The organism is Devosia sp., from assembly GCF_017744655.1.
Lineage (GTDB): Bacteria > Pseudomonadota > Alphaproteobacteria > Rhizobiales > Devosiaceae > Devosia.
Genome location: NZ_JAGIAW010000009.1, coordinates 43,218 through 61,100, shown reverse-complemented (window position 1 = coordinate 61,100; position 17,883 = coordinate 43,218). Strand labels below are relative to the sequence as shown.

The following is a 17,883-nucleotide window of genomic DNA, read 5'->3' as shown; positions in this document are numbered from 1 at the left end:
ACACCAACCGGGCTTGCGCCGACCCGGTTCCGCTTGTACCCAACGGAAACAGACGCCCATAAGGAGAGCCCCAGATGAAATCCCGTGCTGCCGTTGCCTTCGCACCCGGAAAACCGCTGGAAATCGTCGAGATCGACGTCGCACCACCCAAGAAGGGCGAAGTGCTGATTAGGATCTCCGACACGGGCGTCTGCCACACCGACGCATTCACGCTTTCCGGCGACGATCCCGAAGGCCTCTTCCCAGTCGTTCTCGGCCATGAAGGTGCTGGCGTCGTCGTCGAAGTCGGCGAGGGCGTCACCTCGGTCAAGCCGGGCGACCACGTCATCCCGCTCTACACCGCCGAATGCGGCGAGTGCCTCTTCTGCAAGTCGGGCAAGACCAATCTCTGCACTGCTGTCCGCGCCACCCAGGGCAAGGGCGTCATGCCCGATGGCACCACCCGCTTTTCCTATAAAGGCCAGCCGCTCTACCACTATATGGGCTGCTCGACCTTCTCCGAATATACGGTCGTCGCCGAAGTATCCCTCGCCAAGATCAACCCCGAAGCCAATCACGAGCACGTCTGCCTTCTCGGCTGCGGCGTCACCACCGGCATCGGCGCCGTGCACAACACGGCAAAGGTGCAGGAAGGCGACAGCGTCGCCGTCTTCGGTCTCGGCGGCATCGGCCTCGCCGTCATCCAGGGCGCCCGCCAGGCCAAGGCCGGCCGCATCATCGCCGTGGACACCAACCCGGGTAAGTTCGACCTCGCCAGGGAATTCGGCGCCACCGATTGCATCAATCCCAAGGATCACGACAAGCCGATCCAGCAGGTCATCGTCGAAATGACCGGCTGGGGTGTCGACCACTCGTTCGAGTGCATCGGCAATGTCAACGTCATGCGCGCCGCGCTCGAATGCGCCCATCGCGGCTGGGGCCAGTCGATCATCATCGGCGTTGCCGGCGCCGGCCAGGAAATCTCCACCCGTCCCTTCCAGCTCGTCACCGGACGCAAGTGGATGGGCACCGCCTTCGGCGGCGTCAAGGGCCGTACCCAGCTCCCCGGCATGGTCGAAGACGCCATGGCCGGCAAGATCAATTTGCAGCCCTTCGTGACCCACACCATGGGTCTCGACGACATCAACCACGCTTTTGATCTGATGCACGAAGGCAAGTCGATCCGCTCCGTCATCAAGTATTAATTTGCAACCGGGTGCTGGCGTTTTTGCCGGCACCCAGCCGCTTCCTCCCATCATCCACGGTGTCATTCCCGCGAAAGCGGGAATCTCTTTTCCGGCCGGAGATCCCCGCTTTCGCGGGGATGACATCGGGGTGTGCAAATGACCTCCGAAAAGAGGACCCAAAACAATGAACCTCATCGAACAGCACGCCTCCTTCGGCGGCACGCAGAGGGTTTTCCGGCACACCTCGAAAACCCTCAACTGCGACATGACCTTCGGCATCTTCGTGCCCGCTCACACACCGGGCGCGAAAATGCCGGTGATCTACTGGCTCTCCGGCCTCACCTGCACCGAGCAGAATTTTGTGACAAAAGCCGGCGCCCAGGCCTATGCCGCCGAACACGGCGTCATCGTCGTCGCCCCCGACACCTCGCCCTGCGGCGATGACGTCGCCGATGACCCGGCCTACGATCTCGGCAAGGGCGCCGGCTTCTATCTCAACGCCACAGAGGAGCCCTGGGCAGCCCACTTCCGCATGTACGACTACATCGTGGAAGAACTCCCCGCGCTGATCGAAGCCAATTTCCCGGCAAACGAAAATCGCTCCATCATGGGCCACTCCATGGGCGGCCACGGCGCCCTCACCATCGCCCTCAAAAATCCAGGCCGCTACCGCGCCGTCTCGGCTTTTTCCCCGATCGTCGCGCCGAGCCAGGTTCCCTGGGGCGAAAAGGCCTTTTCCGCCTATCTCGGCCCCGACCGCGACACCTGGAAACGATACGACGCCACCGCGCTTCTCGCCTCGGCCAAGGAACGCCTGCCCATCCTCATCGATCAGGGCGAAGCCGACGATTTCCTGCTCACCCAGCTCAAACCCGAAATCTTCACCGCCGAAGCCGCGCGCTACAATCATCCCGTGACGCTCAACCTCCGCCCCGGCTACGATCACTCCTATTATTTCATCGCCAGCTTCATCGGCGACCACATCGCCCACCACGCCGCAGCGCTCAAAGCCTGACGCCCCTTGACGACGGCCGCATAGAAAGCACTATCGCGGCCGTCAACCAAGGGCCCCAGTTATGAGCGAGCAGGAACGCCGCCCCTTCGTCAGCGCCCGCACGGTGGCCGAACGCGCCGGCGTGTCGCGCTCGGCCGTGTCGCGCACCTTTACCGATGGCGCCAGCGTTTCCGAAGAAACCCGCCGCAAGGTGCTGGAAGCCGCCAGCGAGCTCGGCTACCATGTCAATCACCTCGCCCGGGGCCTGCGTGAACGCAGCAATATCGTCTGCCTCGTCGTTGCCGATATGACGACCCCCATCCGCGCCCGCCTCGTCGATGTATTGACGCGAAAACTGCAGGCCGCCGGCAAGGTGATCATGATCATCAATACCGGCACCGACGAAGAAAGCGTCGCGGCAGCCCTCCGGCAAACGCTCAACTATCGCGCCGACGCCACCGTCGTCCTCTCCGGCACCCCCTCGGCCAAACTGATCGAAACCAGCCTCGCCAATGGCCAGCAGGTCATCCTCATCAACCGCGACGATCCGCTGACCGGCTGCCACAATCTCAGTGTCGACAACGCAATGGCCGGGCGCGAAGCCTTCTTTCTGCTCCGCCGCGCCGGCTGCAAGCGCCTCGCCCTGGTCACCTCTACGGCAAGCACTGCGAGCCTTCTCGAGCGCGAACGCGTCTTCGTCGAGGTTGCGAAAGACGCCGGCATGGCCGTCACCGTCATGGCCGCCGGCCCCACCAATTACGCCTCGGGCTACGAAAGTGCCCGCCGCCTCTTCGGCCGCTCCGATGGTCCCGATGGCGTCTTCTGCGTCACCGATCTTCTTGCCCTCGGCTTCATGGATGCCGCCCGCCACGAATTCGGTCTCACTCTGCCGAACGATCTCTGCCTTGTCGGATTCGACGATATCGATGAAGGTGATTGGCAATCCTACAAGCTCACCACCTTCGCCCAGCCCTTCGCCGCCATGGGTGATCATCTGGTTGAACTGCTCGGCCAGACCGTTGCAGCCGAAGCCGGACGACGCATTTTCGAGCCCATTCCCATCTGGCGAAAAAGCGTAAGGCCATCAGCGGAATAGCTGGTCCGATCAGCTGCGTTTTGCTCCTTGCACAGCGTTGCACACGAGAGCAATGAACACGCTGTCATGAAAGCGTTATCGAAGCCAAATATCTAGCTTCACCGAAAGAGATGCAAATGCACTTGTGTGCAAGCGTCATTCGGTGTTGTCTATGCATGCGCTCTGCGCGGTCCCGGCAATATCCGACAACAGAATCGGAATTGCCCGCCGCGCTGCAGCAGCGAGGAGGGGAGTTCCATAGAGTTTGCGGGTGCGGGCTGGTGCGCATCTGCTTGTCGGTTTTCCGGCTCATGGACTCCATCGCCAGCGCAGCTAGGGTAGCCCCTTGGGTTGCCCACATGGGAGAACACGATGAAACGCCGCAATTTCCTGATTTCCGCCGCCGCCCTGACGGCTGGCGTCACCATTATGCCGCGCCTGGCCTTCGCTGCCGAAGGCGTGATCGACGTCTACTTCACCTCGGACCAGAACGTCATCGACTTCTGGACCAATGTGGTGAAGCCCAAGTTTGAAGCCTCCAATGCCGGCATCACGCTCAATCTGGTTGACGGTGGCGACGGCGCCGGCGTTGCCGCCATCGGCGACCGCGCTCTCGCCGCTCTTGCCAGCGGCACCGATCCGCAGGCCGATCTCTTCGAAGGTTTCGATACCCGCGTCACCGTCGATGGTATCGCCAAGGGCCTCTATGTCGATTTCGAAAAGGCTGGTCTTTCCAACTATTCCAAGATCAACCCGCTCGCCTTCGACATCCCGACCAATCTGCCCTATCGCGGTTCGCAGGTTCTCCTCGCTTACGACACCACCAAGCTCGATCCCGCTTCCGTGCCGAAGACCTGGGCTGACCTCGTCACCTGGATCAAGGCAAACCCGGGCCAGTTCATCTACAACCGTCCCAACAAGGGTGGTTCGGGTGGCAACTTTGTCCGCCGCGCCATTTTCGAAGCCAATGGCAATGATCCCACCAAGTTCACCGTCGACAACTTCACCGACGCGCTGGCCACCGAAACCCTGACCCCGGCCTGGGAGATCCTCAACGATCTCGCTCCCTCGCTCTTCGAAGGCGGCGCCTATACCTCGGGCAACACTCAGTCGCTGCAGCTCCTCGGCCAGTCGGCCGTCACCATGATCCCGGCCTGGTCCGATCAGGCTCTCTCTGCCATTCAGCAGGGCGTGCTTCCGGAAACCACCGGCCTCGTCCAGCTTCAGGACCTTGGCCTCCCCGGCGGCTTCACCAAGCTTGCCGTGCTCTCGAACGGCACCAACAAGGACGCAGCTCTCAAGCTCGCCGACTTCCTCCTCACCGAGGAAATCCAGTCGGCCGTGCTCACCGAGCTCGGTGGCTTCCCCGGCGTGTCCTGGGACTATGTCTCGGCTGATCTGCGCGCCAAGTTTGCCGACATCATCCCGGCCTCGATCCCGACCTTCCCGGGCGGCAAGTGGGAAACCGCCGTCAATGACGGCTGGTACCGCGCCGTTGCACCGAACGTGGACCCCGCCTCGTGACATCGACAGAAGCGGGCGCCTTGGCGCCCGCACCCACGCAACGCAAGAGGCCGATAGGCCTCTTGCTAGTGGCCGTTCCCGTATTGCTGGTTCTCTGGCTGATCATCTGGCCCATCATCGCGGCCATGATCCAGACCATCTGGCTGCCGACCCCCGATGGCGGTCGCGCCCTTTCGGTCTCGAGCTACGAGTTCTTCGTCAACGACCCCTATAGCCGGGCGAACCTGGCCATCACGCTCTGGACCACCGGCGTCTGCGCCGTGCTTCTGCTGCTGGTCTGCCTGCCGATTGCGCTCTATCTGCGCTTTTCCAATTCAAAGATCGCCGCCTATGTGCAGGGCCTCGCCATCTTCCCGATGTTCGTGCCTTCCATCATTCTCAGCTTCGCGTTTATTCGCGTTCTGGGTCCGAACGGCACCGTCGATCTCCTGCTCAATTCCGTGGGTCTCCCCAAGATCAAGTCGCCCTACCTCACCCCCTGGGGTCCGGTCATCGGCCTTGTCTGGGACAATATCCCGCTCACCGTGCTGATCCTGCTGTCCGGCCTAGGCAATGTGTCCAATCAGGCCATCGAAGCGGCGCGCGATGTCGGGGCAGGGCGCATTGCGCTCCTCTGGCACATCATCCTCCCGCGCCTCTCCAATTCCATTCTCGTCGCCATTTCCTTTGCGGTGCTGGGCATCTTCTCGTCCTTCACGCTGCCCTACATCCTTGGGCCGGCCGCGCCGGAAATGATGGGCCCCTTCATGCAGCGCACTTTCCGCGATCTCTTCGATCCGACCAATGCGATCACCCAGGCCGTCATCACCTTCGGCTTCTGCATTCTCTTCGGGCTCTTCTACGTGCGCTCCGTCGCCAAGAACAGGACGCCCTGACATGAGCGCCTCCGCAAAAATCTCCCAGCCGATCGACTGGACCGGCATCGTCTTCGCCGTCGTCCTGACCCTCGTCATCGTCGTGCCGCTGCTCGTCGTCGGCACATGGGCCTTCACCAATGTCTGGCGTTTTCCCTCTGTCATCCCGCAGGAATTTGGCCTGAAATTCTGGTACCAGACACTGGCCCGCGCCGACGTCTGGAGCTCCATCACCATGAGCCTGACGCTGGCCACCACGGTGACGGTCCTCTCCGCCATCATCTGCCTGCCCGCCGCCTATGCCTTCGCCCGCCTCGATTTTCCGGGCCGCGATATTTTGTTTTTTTCGTTCCTTGCCGGCCACGCCTTTCCGAAGTTCGGCTTGCTCGTCGCCATCGCAGGCATCTTCCTGCAGCTCAACCTGATCGGCACCTTCTGGGGCGTCGTCCTCATCCAGCTCGTGGGAACGCTCCTGTTCATGATCTGGATTCCGGTCGCCGCCTTCCAGGCCGTCGATCGCCGCATGGAAGAAGCCGCGAGAGACGTCGGCGCCTCCCCGCTCCGCGTCTTCTGGTCGATCACCCTGCCACAGGCCGGCCCGACCATCGCAGCGGCCCTGCTCCTGAGCTTTGTCGGCACCTTCTACGAAACTGAAGGCGCCTGGCTCATCGGCGCGCCCCAGGTGCGCACCCTCCCGGTTCTGATGATCTCCTTCATCAACAACCAGCCCGTCATCCAATATGGCGCCGTGCTCTCGGTCCTCCTCTGGGTCCCGAGCTTCATCGCCCTCCTCTTCGCGCGCCGCGTCGTCAACTCCGGCTCCTTCGCCAAGGGCTTTGGCGCATGAGCGCAATTTTCAGCACCGCGCCTGCCGTCACCCCCTCCCAACCTCCCCCATCAAGGGGGAGGTGCCAGACCCAGTTTGAGGCACCCTCTCCCCTGATCCACCATCCCTTCACCTCCCCCTTGATGGGGGAGGCCGGGAGGGGGTGGGGCCACGCTCACAGGATCTCCCAGTCGCAAAGCGACACCTCTCCCTTAGGAGGAGAGGCCGAATTACGCAGCGTCACCGAATTCGCTGAAGCGAATTCGGTTGGGGGTAAGGGGGCCTTCCTGCCCACTCTTCCCCACCGCGCCCACCAACTGCCACCCCATCCCATGCCCGCTTCCCGGCCGATGCCCCTCGCGCCAATCTCGCCGCCGCCCGAGAGGTGAAGGAATAAAAATGTCCGTTCTGACTATCAAAGACGTCACCAAACTCTTCCCCGGCGGCACCAAGGCCGTGGACTCCTTCTCGCTCGAAGTAGCCGATGGTGAGCTCGTCTGCCTCCTCGGTCCCTCGGGCTCCGGAAAATCGACGCTCCTGCGCATGGTTGGCGGCTTCGAACAGCCGACCTCCGGCCTCATCACCATCGACGGCCAGGACATCACCCACCTGCCGCCGGAAAAGCGTCCCACCGGCATGGTCTTCCAGAGCCACGCCCTCTGGACGCACATGGACGTTTTCAAAAACCTCGCCTTTGGCCTAAAACTTCGCCGCCTGCCGGCCGACGAGATCAAGCGCAAGGTCGAAGCCGTGCTCGAACTCGTGGGCCTCGGCGGCTACGGCACCCGCCGCGTCACCCAGCTCTCGGGCGGCCAGCAGCAGCGCGTGGCCCTCGCTCGCTCGCTCGTGCTCGAACCGAAAATCCTGCTCCTCGACGAACCCTTTGCCAGCCTAGACCAGCACCTGCGCGAACGCCTGCGCGAAGAAGTCCGCGACATCCAGCAGCGCGTCGGCATCACCACGCTCTTCGTCACCCACGGCCAGGACGAAGCCCTCTCCATGGCCGACCGTATCGTTGTCATGCGCGATGGCCGCACCGAGCAGATCGACCGCCCCGACGTCGTCTATCGCGATCCGCAAACCCCCTTCGTCGCCGGCTTCATCGGCACGATGAATCTCATCGAAGGCACTGTCTCCAACGGCATCTTCACCCGCGCCACTTTCAGTCACCCGCTCGCCGTCGCTGACGGTCCGGCCACCCTCGCCATCCGCCCCGAAGCGCTTGACCTCGTCGCCGCCGAACCCGGCGCCGCAAAAGTCCACCGGGTCACCGACTATGGCACCCACGGCCTCCTCGACCTCAACCTGCCCGATGGCACCCGCGTAAAAGCCATGGTCAACCATCCCGGCCAGTTCAGCCACGGCCAGGGCGTCAACCTCGCCCCCCGCGCCGTCGCCGCCTATCGCGATAACAAGCAGATTTTCCGGAGCGAGGCATGAGCGACCCGCTCTACATCGAGCAGGGCGGTCACCGCACCTGGCTCAAATGGCACCGCGGCCGTCGCAAGGCGTCGGACCCGGTCTTCACCGGCAGCCGCATCCTCGAAGCCATGCGCCTCGGCGCCAGCGTCGAGGTGGACCTGGTTATCCACGCCGACCATGGCTGTGCTATCCTGCATAACTTCTCGCTCGAGGAAGAGACCACCGGGTCCGGCCTCGTGCGCCAAACGCCGGCCGCAGTCCTGCGCGAATTGCATCTGCGCGGCACCGACGGGCAGCCCATCGCCGACAAGGTGATGCTGCTCGAAGACCTCTGCGCCCTTCTCGCGCAAAACCAGCCGCATCCCGATGCGCTGCTGCAGCTTGATTTCAAGGAAGATTCCGCCGCCCTGACGCCCGAAGTCGTCGCCAATTTCGGCACCACCGTCGGCCCCGTCGCGCGTTCACTCATTCTCTCGGGCGGCGACTTCGATGCTATCAGTCTGCTAGCGAATTCGGCACCAAATCTCCGCACCGGCTACGACCCGTGCTATGGCGAATCCCTAGCCCGCTTGAAGGCCACGGGCGACTTCAAAACCTTCATCGACGACGCGCTCAAAACCGCGCCCGACGCCGAAATGATCTATCTCGCCTACGACATCGTGCTCGAAGCCGACGCCGCAGGCTTTGACATCGTCGCGCCCATTCACGCTTCCGGCCGGCGCATCGACGCCTGGACCATCCGCACTGTCGACGACACGACAATCCCAAAAGTCCGGCGCCTGCTGGCGCTCAAAGTCGACCAGATCACCACCGACGATCCCGAGGGGCTGAAGGCGGCCCTCGAAAAATGACCCACGATTACAACGCTATACTAGCCGACATGGTCGCCACCACCCGCGAAGCCGGCGCGCTGACCCTCGAACATTTCAAGCGCTTTCGCGATCTCGAGATCGGCGTAAAGGGCCCCGGCGACTTCGTCTCCGACGCCGACCGCGAATCCGAAACCCTCATCCGCGACCGCCTGCTCTCCCGCTATCCCTGGGGCCTGACCGGCGAAGAATTCGCCCCCGCCGAGCGCGACGACGAAACCCATCGCTGGCTCGTCGACCCCATCGACGGCACCACTAACTTCTTGAATGGCCAGCACTATACGATCACCATCGCCCTCCGCCGCGGCAGCGAGACGGTGTGCGGCCTCGTCTACGATCCCGTCGCCGACGAAATGTTCACCGCCATAAAAGGGCAGGGTGCCTATCTCAACGGCGAGCGCCTCCATGTCAGCCGCTCCACCGACATCGCTATGATGTGCGTCGGCACCGGCCTCCCCACGCCCAACCTGTCGCTACACCCCGGCGCCTACAATCGCCTCGACGCCATCCGCGCCCCCATCGGCGCCGTCCGCATCGTCGGCAGCGCCGCCAATTCCTGCGCCTGGGTCGCCTGCGGCCGTCTCACCGGCTATTTTGAAGAAACCGGCTTCGTCGACACCGCCGCCGGCATTCTGCTGGTGGAAGAAGCCGGCGGCATCGTCACCGACTGGTGGGGCCGCGGCCCGGAAACGTTTGAAAAGACGGGTGTGCTCGTCGTCGCCAACAGGTCGACCCACGCCTACCTCCTCGACCATCTTCGGGATGTGCCGCAGAAGAACCCGGCTGACTGAGGCCTTCGAGGGCCTCCGACTGGAGCCGGCCTGAGAGCCCCCAACCTCTCCGCTCTATCGTCACCACCGGGCTTGTCCCGGTGGTCCATGCGGAGGCGAGATGGATTGCCGGGACAAGCCCGGCAATGACGACCGCGGACAGCGCGGGGCACTCAGCTTACCAAACACCCACAGCTGTCACCCCGGCGAAGGCCGGGGCCCATCCTGAGATCTCGAGATGGATCCCGGCCTGCGCCGGGATGACAGTCGAGTTTGTCGGAGCAATCGGCGCAGGAACCTACCCCACCTGTCGCAAAATCGCCGCCGCCCGATCCCGCAACGGTTTGTCGATCATCTTGCCATCAAGGCTAACCGTCCCCTCGGTCGCCATCACCGCCCTTGCCCATTCCACCTCGGCAGCGTCAGGCGCAAAAGCCTCATTCAGCAGCGGCACCGCAGAGGGATGCACGCAGGTCGCCCCATCAAAACCATGCCGCCGCGCCTCCCTCGCCGCCTCGGCTATGGCCTCCGTATCCGCATAATCGGCAATCGAGCGCAGCAGCCCCAGCGACCGCTTCCCCGCCGCCTTGGCCGCATAATGCACCAGCAATTTCGGCATGCGCAGCACATCCGGGTCGGGCACACCGCCCAGCTCCAGCGCAAAATCCTCGCTGCCCAAGTTGATCGCCTGAAGCCGCGGATGCCGGCAGATCGCCGCAGCATCCAGCACGCCCGCCGGGCTCTCAATCGTCGCCAGCACCGGGGTTTCCGTCCCGCCGTGCCGGCGCATCATCGCATCGAGCTCATCTACGACAGCGACCGAATTGGCCTTGGGAAAAACCAGCAGATCTACCCCCGCGCCGAGCGCCGCCGCCACATCGGCCTCGTCGCCCGAATTGATCCGCACCGCCACAGCGCCCAAACCTTGCCGCAGGCTCTTCACCGCCTCGCTAAGATTCCCCCGCGCAAAATTCTTGCGCTCCTCGGGCACCGCATCCTCAAGATCGAGAATAACCGCATCGGCCCCGCGCAAATGCGCCTTGGCGATGAACCGCTCCTGATCGGCCGGCACATAGAGCAACGAGCGCATCAGCCGACCCTCCGGAATTCCCCATCAAACCCCAGCTCCGCCAGCAATTCCGCGCCATGCTCGTTAAGCCCCGGCGCCGGCCGCCGAAATCCGCCCGGCGTGCCCGAAAGCCGCGGCACCACATTGTGCATCGGCATGTCGCCGAACTCTTCATCCTCAAGCGCCACGACGATTTCGCGCTCCTGAAAATGCGCGTCCTCCATGGCATCGCCGATATTGTAAACCGGCCCCACCGTCGCGCCCGCCGCCCGCATTTCCGCCAGAGCCGCATCGCGCGTCCGTGTCGCGAACCATCCTGAAATCGCCGAGTCCACCAAGTCGCGGTGCTTCACCCGATCCGAGTTTGTCGCAAAGCGCGGATCGTCATTCATGTCCGGCCGCCCGATAATCTCAAAAATCCTCCGCGCCACCGTCTGCGTCGATCCCGACAACGCGACATAGCCCCCATCTGCACAGCGATAGACATTCCGCGGCGAAGCCGTGTTGGAAGCACTCCCCACCCGCTGTTTGATCTTACCGGTCTTGGCAAAAATCCCCGCCTCGGGCCCCAGCACCGAAAACATGGATTCGAGCAGCGACAGGTCAACCACCTGCCCCCGTCCGCCCCGCACATCCCGCGCATAAAGCGCCGTCATCACAGCCGAAGCGCCATAGACCCCCGCGATCATATCGGCCAGCGCCAGCGGCGGCAGCACCGGCTCGCGATCGGGAAACCCCGTCCGGTCCGCAAAGCCGCTCATTGCTTCAACAATGGTCCCAAACCCCGGCAAATGCGCATAGGGCCCGGTCTGCCCAAAGCCTGAAATCCGCACCACGACCAGTCGCGGATTGCGCTCCAGCAAGGTCTTCGGCGCGAGCCCCATTTTTTCGAGCGTACCCGGCCGAAAATTCTCGATGAAGACATCGGCCGTATCAATCAATTTCAGCAACACATCCATCTGCGCCGCCTCACGCAGATTGAGACAAATGGACCGTTTGTTGCGCCCATAGGCCTTCCAGAAAAAGGAGTGCCCCTCCTCCTTCCAGTCGCGCAGCGGATCGCCCTCTGGCGGCTCCACCTTGATGACATCTGCACCAAAATCGCCAAGCTGCAGGCTCAGCATATTGCCCGCCATCAGCCGCGACAGATCGACGACGCGAATGCCCGCGAGCGGCCCCGTCGCCGTGCCATCAAATCGAAGCTGCGAAAAACTCACCGGTCGAGCCTTTCCCCGCTCGCCTTGTCGAACAGCAGCACCTTTGCCGGATCAATCCCGAGCCCGATCTTCTGGCCCGGCGACAGCAGTTCCGCATCGCGAATGACGACGCTGATCTCGGTCTGTCCGATCCGCGCCCGCACTTCCTGCGCCTCGCCCGTCGGCTCCACCACCAGCGCCTCGGCTGCAACCCCACCCGCGGCTAGCCCGATATGCTGCGGCCGGATGCCATAGACCACAGGCGTACCCACAGCCAGCGGCAGCGGACGGGGAATTGGGAGTTTTTCCCCGCCCGCCAGAGCCACGCTCGAAATTTCAGGCCCGAGCGCGGTAACTTCAAGCAGGTTCATTTCCGGCGAGCCGATAAAGCCCGCCACGAAGAGATTGTTGGGATCATTGTAGAGGTCGAGCGGCGCGCCTGCCTGTTCGATCTTCCCGCCATTGAGCACCACGATCGTGTCGGCCATGGTCATGGCCTCGGTCTGGTCGTGCGTCACATAGATGGTGGTTTTTCCGAGCCGCTGATGCAGCGCCTTGATCTCGCCGCGCATGCGCACGCGCAGTTTCGCATCGAGATTGCTCAGCGGCTCATCGAACAGAAACGCCCGCGGATTGCGCACGATGGCGCGCCCCATAGCGACGCGCTGCCGCTGCCCACCGGACAGTTCCTTCGGCAAGCGATCGAGCAGGTTTTCGAGCCCCAGGATTGCCGCCGCCTCGGCCACGCGCTTGTCGCGCTCGGCCTTGGAGACGCCAGCCAGCCGCAGCGCAAAGCTCATATTGTCGGCAACCTTCATATGCGGATAGAGCGCATAAGACTGAAACACCATGGCAAGGTCCCGCTCCTTGGCGGGCATGTTGTTGACGACCTTGCCACCAATGGTGATCTCACCGCCAGAAATCGGCTCCAGCCCGGCAATCATGCGCAATAGCGTGGACTTGCCGCAGCCCGAGGGCCCGACCAGCACCACGAACTCGCCCTTTTCCATGGTCAGCGACAGATCCCTAATGACCGTCACGCCACCAAAATTCTTGCTGACATTGCGGAGTTCGATTTCCGGCATTTTTCTGCCTCCTACTTTTCCGTCACGGCAAAGCGGTCAACCGCCATGCGGCCCGCCGATCCAAGCCGCAGCCCGGACATGCCATAGGCAAAGGTTTTGTCAGTTGCGGACCCCAAAACCTTGCTGTCGATCGAGAGCGCCAGCTTGTCGCCCTCAACGGCAAGCTCCACGCGATAGACGCGCCCGGCTTCCGGCTTGAACGGCACGCTCGCGAGCACCGTCTGCCCAAAGTCGTGCTTCATAATGACCGCTTCGCCATTCTGGAACCCGGCCGCATAGAACCGCCCGGTGCCCTGCACACGTGCCGTCACCAGCTGCGATTGTCCGGCCAGCACTTCGAGATCGGCCAACACCGTCACGTCGCGGCTATAGTAGTGCCCGGTCCACATATCGGCATCGCTCGAAGCGTGCCCATGGATGCGACCAAACTGCTTCGTCCAGTGCCCGCGGTTCCAGGTAAAGCGCGAAATGGCGCCCCATTCCTGCACTTCCGTCGCCGGATCGATAGTGAGGTGCCCCGGTCCCGACACGGTGAAGTCAGCAAGGAACAACCGCCCCAAAAACTTCAGCCGCCCAAAATACTCGACCGAGATACCGATCTCGTCGATCGCTTCGACGCCCTCGGGCACGACGAACTCATAATCCTGCCAGCCTTCATGCGAAGGCACATGCCAAGCGCCGGTTTCCTCGATGGTCCCACTCATGGCGCGACGCACATAGGGCGCCACTCGCAGATTGCCGTCGCCATTCCACGGATCGAGCCAGAGCTTGAATTTGACCACCTGACCGGCGTCCACCACCGGCGAGAACATCGGGCGATACCGCTCATCGTCAAAGTCGCTGCGGCGATAGAACGGCTTCCAGAAAATCCGCCCGCCCTGTCCGCGCTCCAACCGATCGAGCTGAATCTCCAGCGACCCGCGCGACCCTTCCACATGCCGCTCATCCGAGTGCTTCAGGCTGATCTGATTGAACCCTTCGGTCCTGAAACCGTGCGTTGACCCCGGCAGGTCGAAATCAAACCGCAGCCCGCGGCGGGTAAAATCTTCCAGCCACAGCGCCGGCACATCGCGCCCGGCCAGTTGCAACGCCAACACCGTCAGCTCCCGCGCAAAGCTCGGAATATCAACGATATTGATCGAGCCCACGATGCCCGAAGCAATGAGAAAATCGCTGATCGGCTTGCGGTATTTGTCCCAGCTCGCATCGAGCCCCTGGAACGTCCCGACGATGGCCGCGGCATTGCCCGCGTTACAGTCGGTGTCCCAGCCCGCCATGGTGGCGATCTCGGCCGTGCGCGGCAGCGAACCCGCGCCATAAAGGATCGACATGATGGTCACCCCGGCATTGGGGATGATGTGGCAGACGCCGGGATAGCGATCATAGCCCCAGTCCGCCGTCAGCATGTCGCGGCATGCCCGCCAATTGTCCGGGTTGGCCTTATGGAAATCGATCACCGCCCGGCAGACTTTTGCATAGGTCGAATTCGCATCAATCTGACCCATCGCCGTCTCGATGATCTCGTCAATGCTCTTGGCCTCGAACGCCGCCGCAATCGCCGCCGCGCAGAAGCGCGCGCCATTGAGCCCGTCGCCATCATGCGCCACTGATGCCGCCATGGCCGACATGTCTGCCGCGCGCTTCGGATTGCCCGGGTTCACCCAGCCCCAGCTATCGATAAAGATCTGCCCGCCGATCTGCTCGGCGACCGTCGTGCCATTGGTGGCAATCGACCCCGAATGCGGCGCCGGAATGCCGGCCTGCAGGTTTTTGTAGGCGGTGTGCTCAGTCGAAACGCCAAACCCGCCCCACCAATACATGCCATGCTCTTCAGCCGCGTAGTTAAGCCAGGTCTTGCCAACATCCTCAGCTGTGCAATCGAGTCCATAGTCGCGCAACGCACGAATGAAATAGACGGGGCCATTGGTGTCGTCGTCAGCCGCGAAATTCTTGAAATCGCGCAGATATTGCGTCACCTCGCCATAGGTCTTCTGGATGCGGTCATAGCTCCAGATCGTCGGCTCCACAGGCGCGCCAAGCCGCACGCCGATGGCCTTGGCGATAAAGCCTGCATAGATCTTTTCAAGGATTTGTTGTTCGGAGAGCATGGGCAACTTTCAGGCGAGATTGAGTTGAGCAAAGGCCTCTTCGCGGGCGCGGGCAGCGGCGCGATCGGCAGCAATGATTTTGGAAGCCGTCGCCGCAAAGGCGTCGGCAGATTTCATGAGATTGAGGCGATTGGCCGAATTGAGCTGAGCGAGATCGGCTTCATCAATGACAGCCTCGCCATGCAGCGCCCCCAGAATGGCGCCAGCCATGACGCCGATGGAATCGGTATCGCGCCCCGAATTGATCCCGTCCTCGATCGAGGTCCTAAAGTTTCCCTGGTTGAGGAGGCAGAACCCCAGCGCCAGCGGCAATTCCTCGATCGCCTGCAACCGGCTCGGCCGATAGGCATCGGTTAACCGCCCGACCTTTTCTGGCATGTGGTTGACGTCGTCGCCCATCACCGAGAAGGGCGCGATGGCGGCGTGAAACGCGTCGCAAACCTCGGCATGCTCCGCCCCGCTGCCGCGCAGCCGATTGGCCACATCGGCAATCTCGGCAATGGCGTCGCGCGTACCATCCTTGGCGAGCCCGAGCACGGTCTCGACCACGCCTTCAATGGTCTTGCCGGGCACGAAAGCCGCAGCAACCGCCGCCGCCATCACGCCGGCCGATTCGAGCCCATAGCTTTCCTGGTGTCCCGCAGCAAAGGCGATCGCCTCTTCATAGGCCGCCCGTGGATTGGCGGCATTGGCGACCCCGATCGGGGCGATATACATCGCTGCCCCGCAGTTCACCATATTGCCGATCCCGCCCTGGCGCGGGTCGCAATTGGACAATTGATGCCGCTGGAAAATCCACTTTTCGGGATAGAACAGCCGGTCGATCAGCATGGCTTCGCGCTGCAATTCCGGCACCCAGCGCGGCGTCCAGGCGATCTGCTTGACCATGCCATCGGCCATGTCCCAGGCGTCAAGATGCCGGACGGTATCGGCATAAATATCCATCAGCGCCAGGGTCATCATCGTGTCGTCGGTGACGATGCCATCCCCGCGCACCCGATGGTTCCGCTGCTCTGGCGGCAGATCCATCTTGTGCCAGCGCGTCATCACCGATGTCACGCGGCCATAGCGCGCTCTGATCTGCGCCGCCGATAGTTTTTCCACCGGCGCGCCCAGCGCATCTCCCAGGGCAATGCCATACAGCATGGCCCGAATGCGGGACTGGAAGGATGGGGTCATCTCGACTCCGACTTTTTTGTCATTGTTCCCGCCGAACACTGGTCCGGCGCTTGCCGCGTTCTATCAGTCGACACCCTCCCCCTCGCGGGGAGGGTCAGGGAGGGGGGATGTGAGCCACAACACCGTGGCTCCCAGCACCCCCTCCCAACCTCCCCCATCAAGGGGGAGGTGCCGTCCTGTGGACCTGACGTCACCCCGCCGGCCCCATTCTTTCGCTTACTCGCCCAACACAGTCCGGGCGTGCTCGGCCATGCGCTCGCCGCCGGCAGCATTGTACTCGGCAACAAACGCATCCCACTGATCGATCCCGGCTTCGCCGGTGACAAACTTGGCCACCCACGAGCGATAGACCTGCTCGGTCGCATCGACATCGGCGGCAAATTCGGCCGGCCAGACAAAGGCATTGTCAGCCACGAAATTCGCCTTGATCGTGTCGAGTGCTTCCTGCGCGGTGGGCGAGAGCAGCGGGGTCGGCGGGGTCCAGTTGGCAGCGTTGAAGAAGCGCGCATACCAGGTCGAGATGGCGTCGGTGAACGTCACCTTGCCGCTCGCGTCCTTGGTATATTGCGTGCCCTCAAAGCCCATGCGGTCGATATCCTGGCCTTCCTTGGAAGCCATGAAATCGAGCACCTTGAACGCCTCTTCCTTATGCTCGGAGAGCGAGGAAATGGCCCAGCCGCGCGATTCCTTGGCAACGTCGACCGCTGCCAGACCCTGGCCGCCCGGGCCCGAGGGGATCGGCAACAGGGTGAGGGAAATGTCCTCGCCTGGATGCGCCTGGCGCATCTTGCCCGCATAGATGTCGATGACTTCAGGCGAGGAGCCAAACACCACGCCGGCCTTGCCGGTGTAGAACTTGTCTTCCTTCACGTCGAACGTGTTGGTGACATATTCCTTGTCGAAGAGACCCTTCTCGGCGAGCCGCGCATAGAACTCGATCTTGGCCTTTTCGGCATCGGTCACGCGCGAATTGACCCACTGCCCATCGGCATTTTTCATCCAGGTGCCGGTCACGCCAAATGCCTGGTTGAAGATGGAGTCGAGTTCGCCCGTGTTGCCGAAGCCGGTCAGGCCCAGCGTGTTGCCGGCCGTGCCATCGCCATCGAGATCGGCGTCATGAATAGCCTGGAACAGGGCCTCATATTCCTCGACAGTCTTCGGCGCTTCGAGGCCGAGCTTTTCCAGCCAGTCCTGGCGGATCACCGGCTGCGGCGCGCGCGGCGGGTAGATGTAGAGGAGGTACGGATAGTTCGCGAGACGGTCGACATTGTGCGGCCAGAGCGCAGCCTTCACATTGGCCGAGGCTTCGATATGCGGCGTCAGGTCTTCCAGAATCCCCTGATCGGCCATCTTCTGGTCGCCGCCCTGGAAATAGATGATGTCCGGAATATCGCCCGACAGCAGCATGATCCCCAGCGCCTCGACATAGGCCGAAGTGCCGCCGGGCAGGTCCACCGTCTGGATATCGACATCGACGCCCTGCGCCTTGAGCGCGGCTTCGATGGCTTCGACTTCCTTCATGTCATCGGGATTGGTCGAAAGCAGGTCCTTGCTGACCAGGCGCAGCGTCGTCTGGGCCATGGCCGGCGCGGCAATGCCAGCCAGCATGGCAACAGCCGTCGTCGCCAGGAACAGTTTCTTCAGTGTCATTGGTAGTCTCCTCCGTTGTTTTTAGTCACACCGCTTCCGCGGAATTTTTGGATTTTTGGCTCGGTGGCTCCCCATCCACGATCCCTTCACCTCCCC

15 protein-coding genes are annotated in these 17,883 nt (G+C 62.7%); 9 read left to right on the top strand and 6 right to left on the bottom strand.

Features of this window, described 5'->3' with window-relative positions:
• The first annotated feature begins 74 nt into the window (after positions 1 to 74).
• The 9 genes from J7557_RS16625 (at position 75) to J7557_RS16585 (ending at position 9,521) form a co-directional block, all read left to right on the top strand.
• Complete coding sequence (locus J7557_RS16625; protein WP_291421167.1) at positions 75 to 1,184, top strand: S-(hydroxymethyl)glutathione dehydrogenase/class III alcohol dehydrogenase; 1,110 nt, start codon at positions 75 to 77, stop codon at positions 1,182 to 1,184.
• A gap of 166 nt (positions 1,185 to 1,350) precedes the next feature.
• Positions 1,351 to 2,181, top strand: a complete 831-nt coding sequence (fghA, locus tag J7557_RS16620) for an S-formylglutathione hydrolase (RefSeq protein ID WP_291421166.1) — start codon at positions 1,351 to 1,353, stop codon at positions 2,179 to 2,181.
• A 61-nt stretch (positions 2,182 to 2,242) separates the two neighbouring features.
• Entirely contained in the window at positions 2,243 to 3,256 is a 1,014-nt protein-coding gene (locus J7557_RS16615) for a substrate-binding domain-containing protein (RefSeq protein ID WP_291421165.1), read from the top strand.
• Positions 3,257 to 3,607: 351 nt separating this feature from the next.
• Positions 3,608 to 4,759 carry an extracellular solute-binding protein gene (locus J7557_RS16610; RefSeq protein WP_291421164.1) on the top strand — a complete coding sequence of 384 codons (1,152 nt, stop codon included), beginning with the start codon at positions 3,608 to 3,610 and terminating at the stop codon, positions 4,757 to 4,759.
• A complete protein-coding gene (locus J7557_RS16605) occupies positions 4,756 to 5,634 on the top strand; it encodes an ABC transporter permease (protein ID WP_291421163.1) in 879 nt (292 codons plus the stop codon). Before J7557_RS16610 ends, J7557_RS16605 begins: the two co-directional genes overlap by 4 nt.
• A 1-nt stretch (position 5,635) precedes the next feature.
• Positions 5,636 to 6,460 (top strand): ABC transporter permease, encoded by an 825-nt coding sequence (locus J7557_RS16600; RefSeq protein ID WP_291421162.1) that lies wholly within the window; start codon positions 5,636 to 5,638, stop codon positions 6,458 to 6,460.
• Positions 6,461 to 6,838: 378 nt separating this feature from the next.
• The gene (locus tag J7557_RS16595) at positions 6,839 to 7,879 is read left to right on the top strand and encodes an ABC transporter ATP-binding protein (protein WP_291421161.1); all 1,041 of its coding nucleotides are present in this window, start codon (positions 6,839 to 6,841) and stop codon (positions 7,877 to 7,879) included.
• Entirely contained in the window at positions 7,876 to 8,712 is an 837-nt protein-coding gene (locus tag J7557_RS16590) for a glycerophosphodiester phosphodiesterase family protein (protein WP_291421160.1), read from the top strand. The genes J7557_RS16595 and J7557_RS16590 overlap by 4 nt, the downstream gene beginning before the upstream one ends.
• Positions 8,709 to 9,521: an inositol monophosphatase gene (locus J7557_RS16585; RefSeq protein ID WP_291421159.1), complete on the top strand. Its 813-nt coding sequence runs from the start codon at positions 8,709 to 8,711 to the stop codon at positions 9,519 to 9,521. The genes J7557_RS16590 and J7557_RS16585 overlap by 4 nt, the downstream gene beginning before the upstream one ends.
• A 277-nt stretch (positions 9,522 to 9,798) precedes the next feature.
• Here J7557_RS16585 and J7557_RS16580 read toward each other — a convergent pair whose 3' ends face one another.
• From J7557_RS16580 to J7557_RS16555, 6 genes are all read right to left on the bottom strand, one after another.
• Positions 9,799 to 10,590, bottom strand: a complete 792-nt coding sequence (locus J7557_RS16580; protein ID WP_291421158.1) for a CoA ester lyase — start codon at positions 10,588 to 10,590, stop codon at positions 9,799 to 9,801.
• On the bottom strand, positions 10,590 to 11,786 hold the full coding sequence (locus tag J7557_RS16575; RefSeq protein WP_291421157.1) for a CaiB/BaiF CoA-transferase family protein: 1,197 nt from the start codon (positions 11,784 to 11,786) through the stop codon (positions 10,590 to 10,592). The genes J7557_RS16580 and J7557_RS16575 overlap by 1 nt, the downstream gene beginning before the upstream one ends.
• On the bottom strand, positions 11,783 to 12,850 hold the full coding sequence (locus J7557_RS16570; RefSeq protein WP_291421156.1) for an ABC transporter ATP-binding protein: 1,068 nt from the start codon (positions 12,848 to 12,850) through the stop codon (positions 11,783 to 11,785). Before J7557_RS16570 ends, J7557_RS16575 begins: the two co-directional genes overlap by 4 nt.
• 11 nt (positions 12,851 to 12,861) lie before the next feature.
• Complete coding sequence (locus J7557_RS16565; RefSeq protein WP_291421155.1) at positions 12,862 to 14,958, bottom strand: ADP-ribosylglycohydrolase family protein; 2,097 nt, start codon at positions 14,956 to 14,958, stop codon at positions 12,862 to 12,864.
• Between the two features lie 9 nt (positions 14,959 to 14,967).
• Positions 14,968 to 16,137: an ADP-ribosylglycohydrolase family protein gene (locus tag J7557_RS16560; RefSeq protein ID WP_291421154.1), complete on the bottom strand. Its 1,170-nt coding sequence runs from the start codon at positions 16,135 to 16,137 to the stop codon at positions 14,968 to 14,970.
• A gap of 216 nt (positions 16,138 to 16,353) precedes the next feature.
• Entirely contained in the window at positions 16,354 to 17,787 is a 1,434-nt protein-coding gene (locus tag J7557_RS16555; RefSeq protein ID WP_291421153.1) for an extracellular solute-binding protein, read from the bottom strand.
• Positions 17,788 to 17,883: the final 96 nt, after the last annotated feature.

Bases quoted from the DNA above. Each gene is read 5' to 3' on its own strand.
- J7557_RS16625 (WP_291421167.1), top strand. From the start codon at position 75: ATGAAATCCCGTGCTGCCGTTGCCTTCGCACCCGGAAAACCGCTGGAA.
- fghA (WP_291421166.1), top strand. From the start codon at position 1,351: ATGAACCTCATCGAACAGCACGCCTCCTTCGGCGGCACGCAGAGGGTT.
- J7557_RS16615 (WP_291421165.1), top strand. From the start codon at position 2,243: ATGAGCGAGCAGGAACGCCGCCCCTTCGTCAGCGCCCGCACGGTGGCC.
- J7557_RS16610 (WP_291421164.1), top strand. From the start codon at position 3,608: ATGAAACGCCGCAATTTCCTGATTTCCGCCGCCGCCCTGACGGCTGGC.
- J7557_RS16600 (WP_291421162.1), top strand. From the start codon at position 5,636: ATGAGCGCCTCCGCAAAAATCTCCCAGCCGATCGACTGGACCGGCATC.
- J7557_RS16595 (WP_291421161.1), top strand. From the start codon at position 6,839: ATGTCCGTTCTGACTATCAAAGACGTCACCAAACTCTTCCCCGGCGGC.
- J7557_RS16590 (WP_291421160.1), top strand. From the start codon at position 7,876: ATGAGCGACCCGCTCTACATCGAGCAGGGCGGTCACCGCACCTGGCTC.
- J7557_RS16585 (WP_291421159.1), top strand. From the start codon at position 8,709: ATGACCCACGATTACAACGCTATACTAGCCGACATGGTCGCCACCACC.
- J7557_RS16580 (WP_291421158.1), bottom strand. From the start codon at position 10,590: ATGCGCTCGTTGCTCTATGTGCCGGCCGATCAGGAGCGGTTCATCGCC.
- J7557_RS16570 (WP_291421156.1), bottom strand. From the start codon at position 12,850: ATGCCGGAAATCGAACTCCGCAATGTCAGCAAGAATTTTGGTGGCGTG.
- J7557_RS16565 (WP_291421155.1), bottom strand. From the start codon at position 14,958: ATGCTCTCCGAACAACAAATCCTTGAAAAGATCTATGCAGGCTTTATC.
- J7557_RS16560 (WP_291421154.1), bottom strand. From the start codon at position 16,137: ATGACCCCATCCTTCCAGTCCCGCATTCGGGCCATGCTGTATGGCATT.
- J7557_RS16555 (WP_291421153.1), bottom strand. From the start codon at position 17,787: ATGACACTGAAGAAACTGTTCCTGGCGACGACGGCTGTTGCCATGCTG.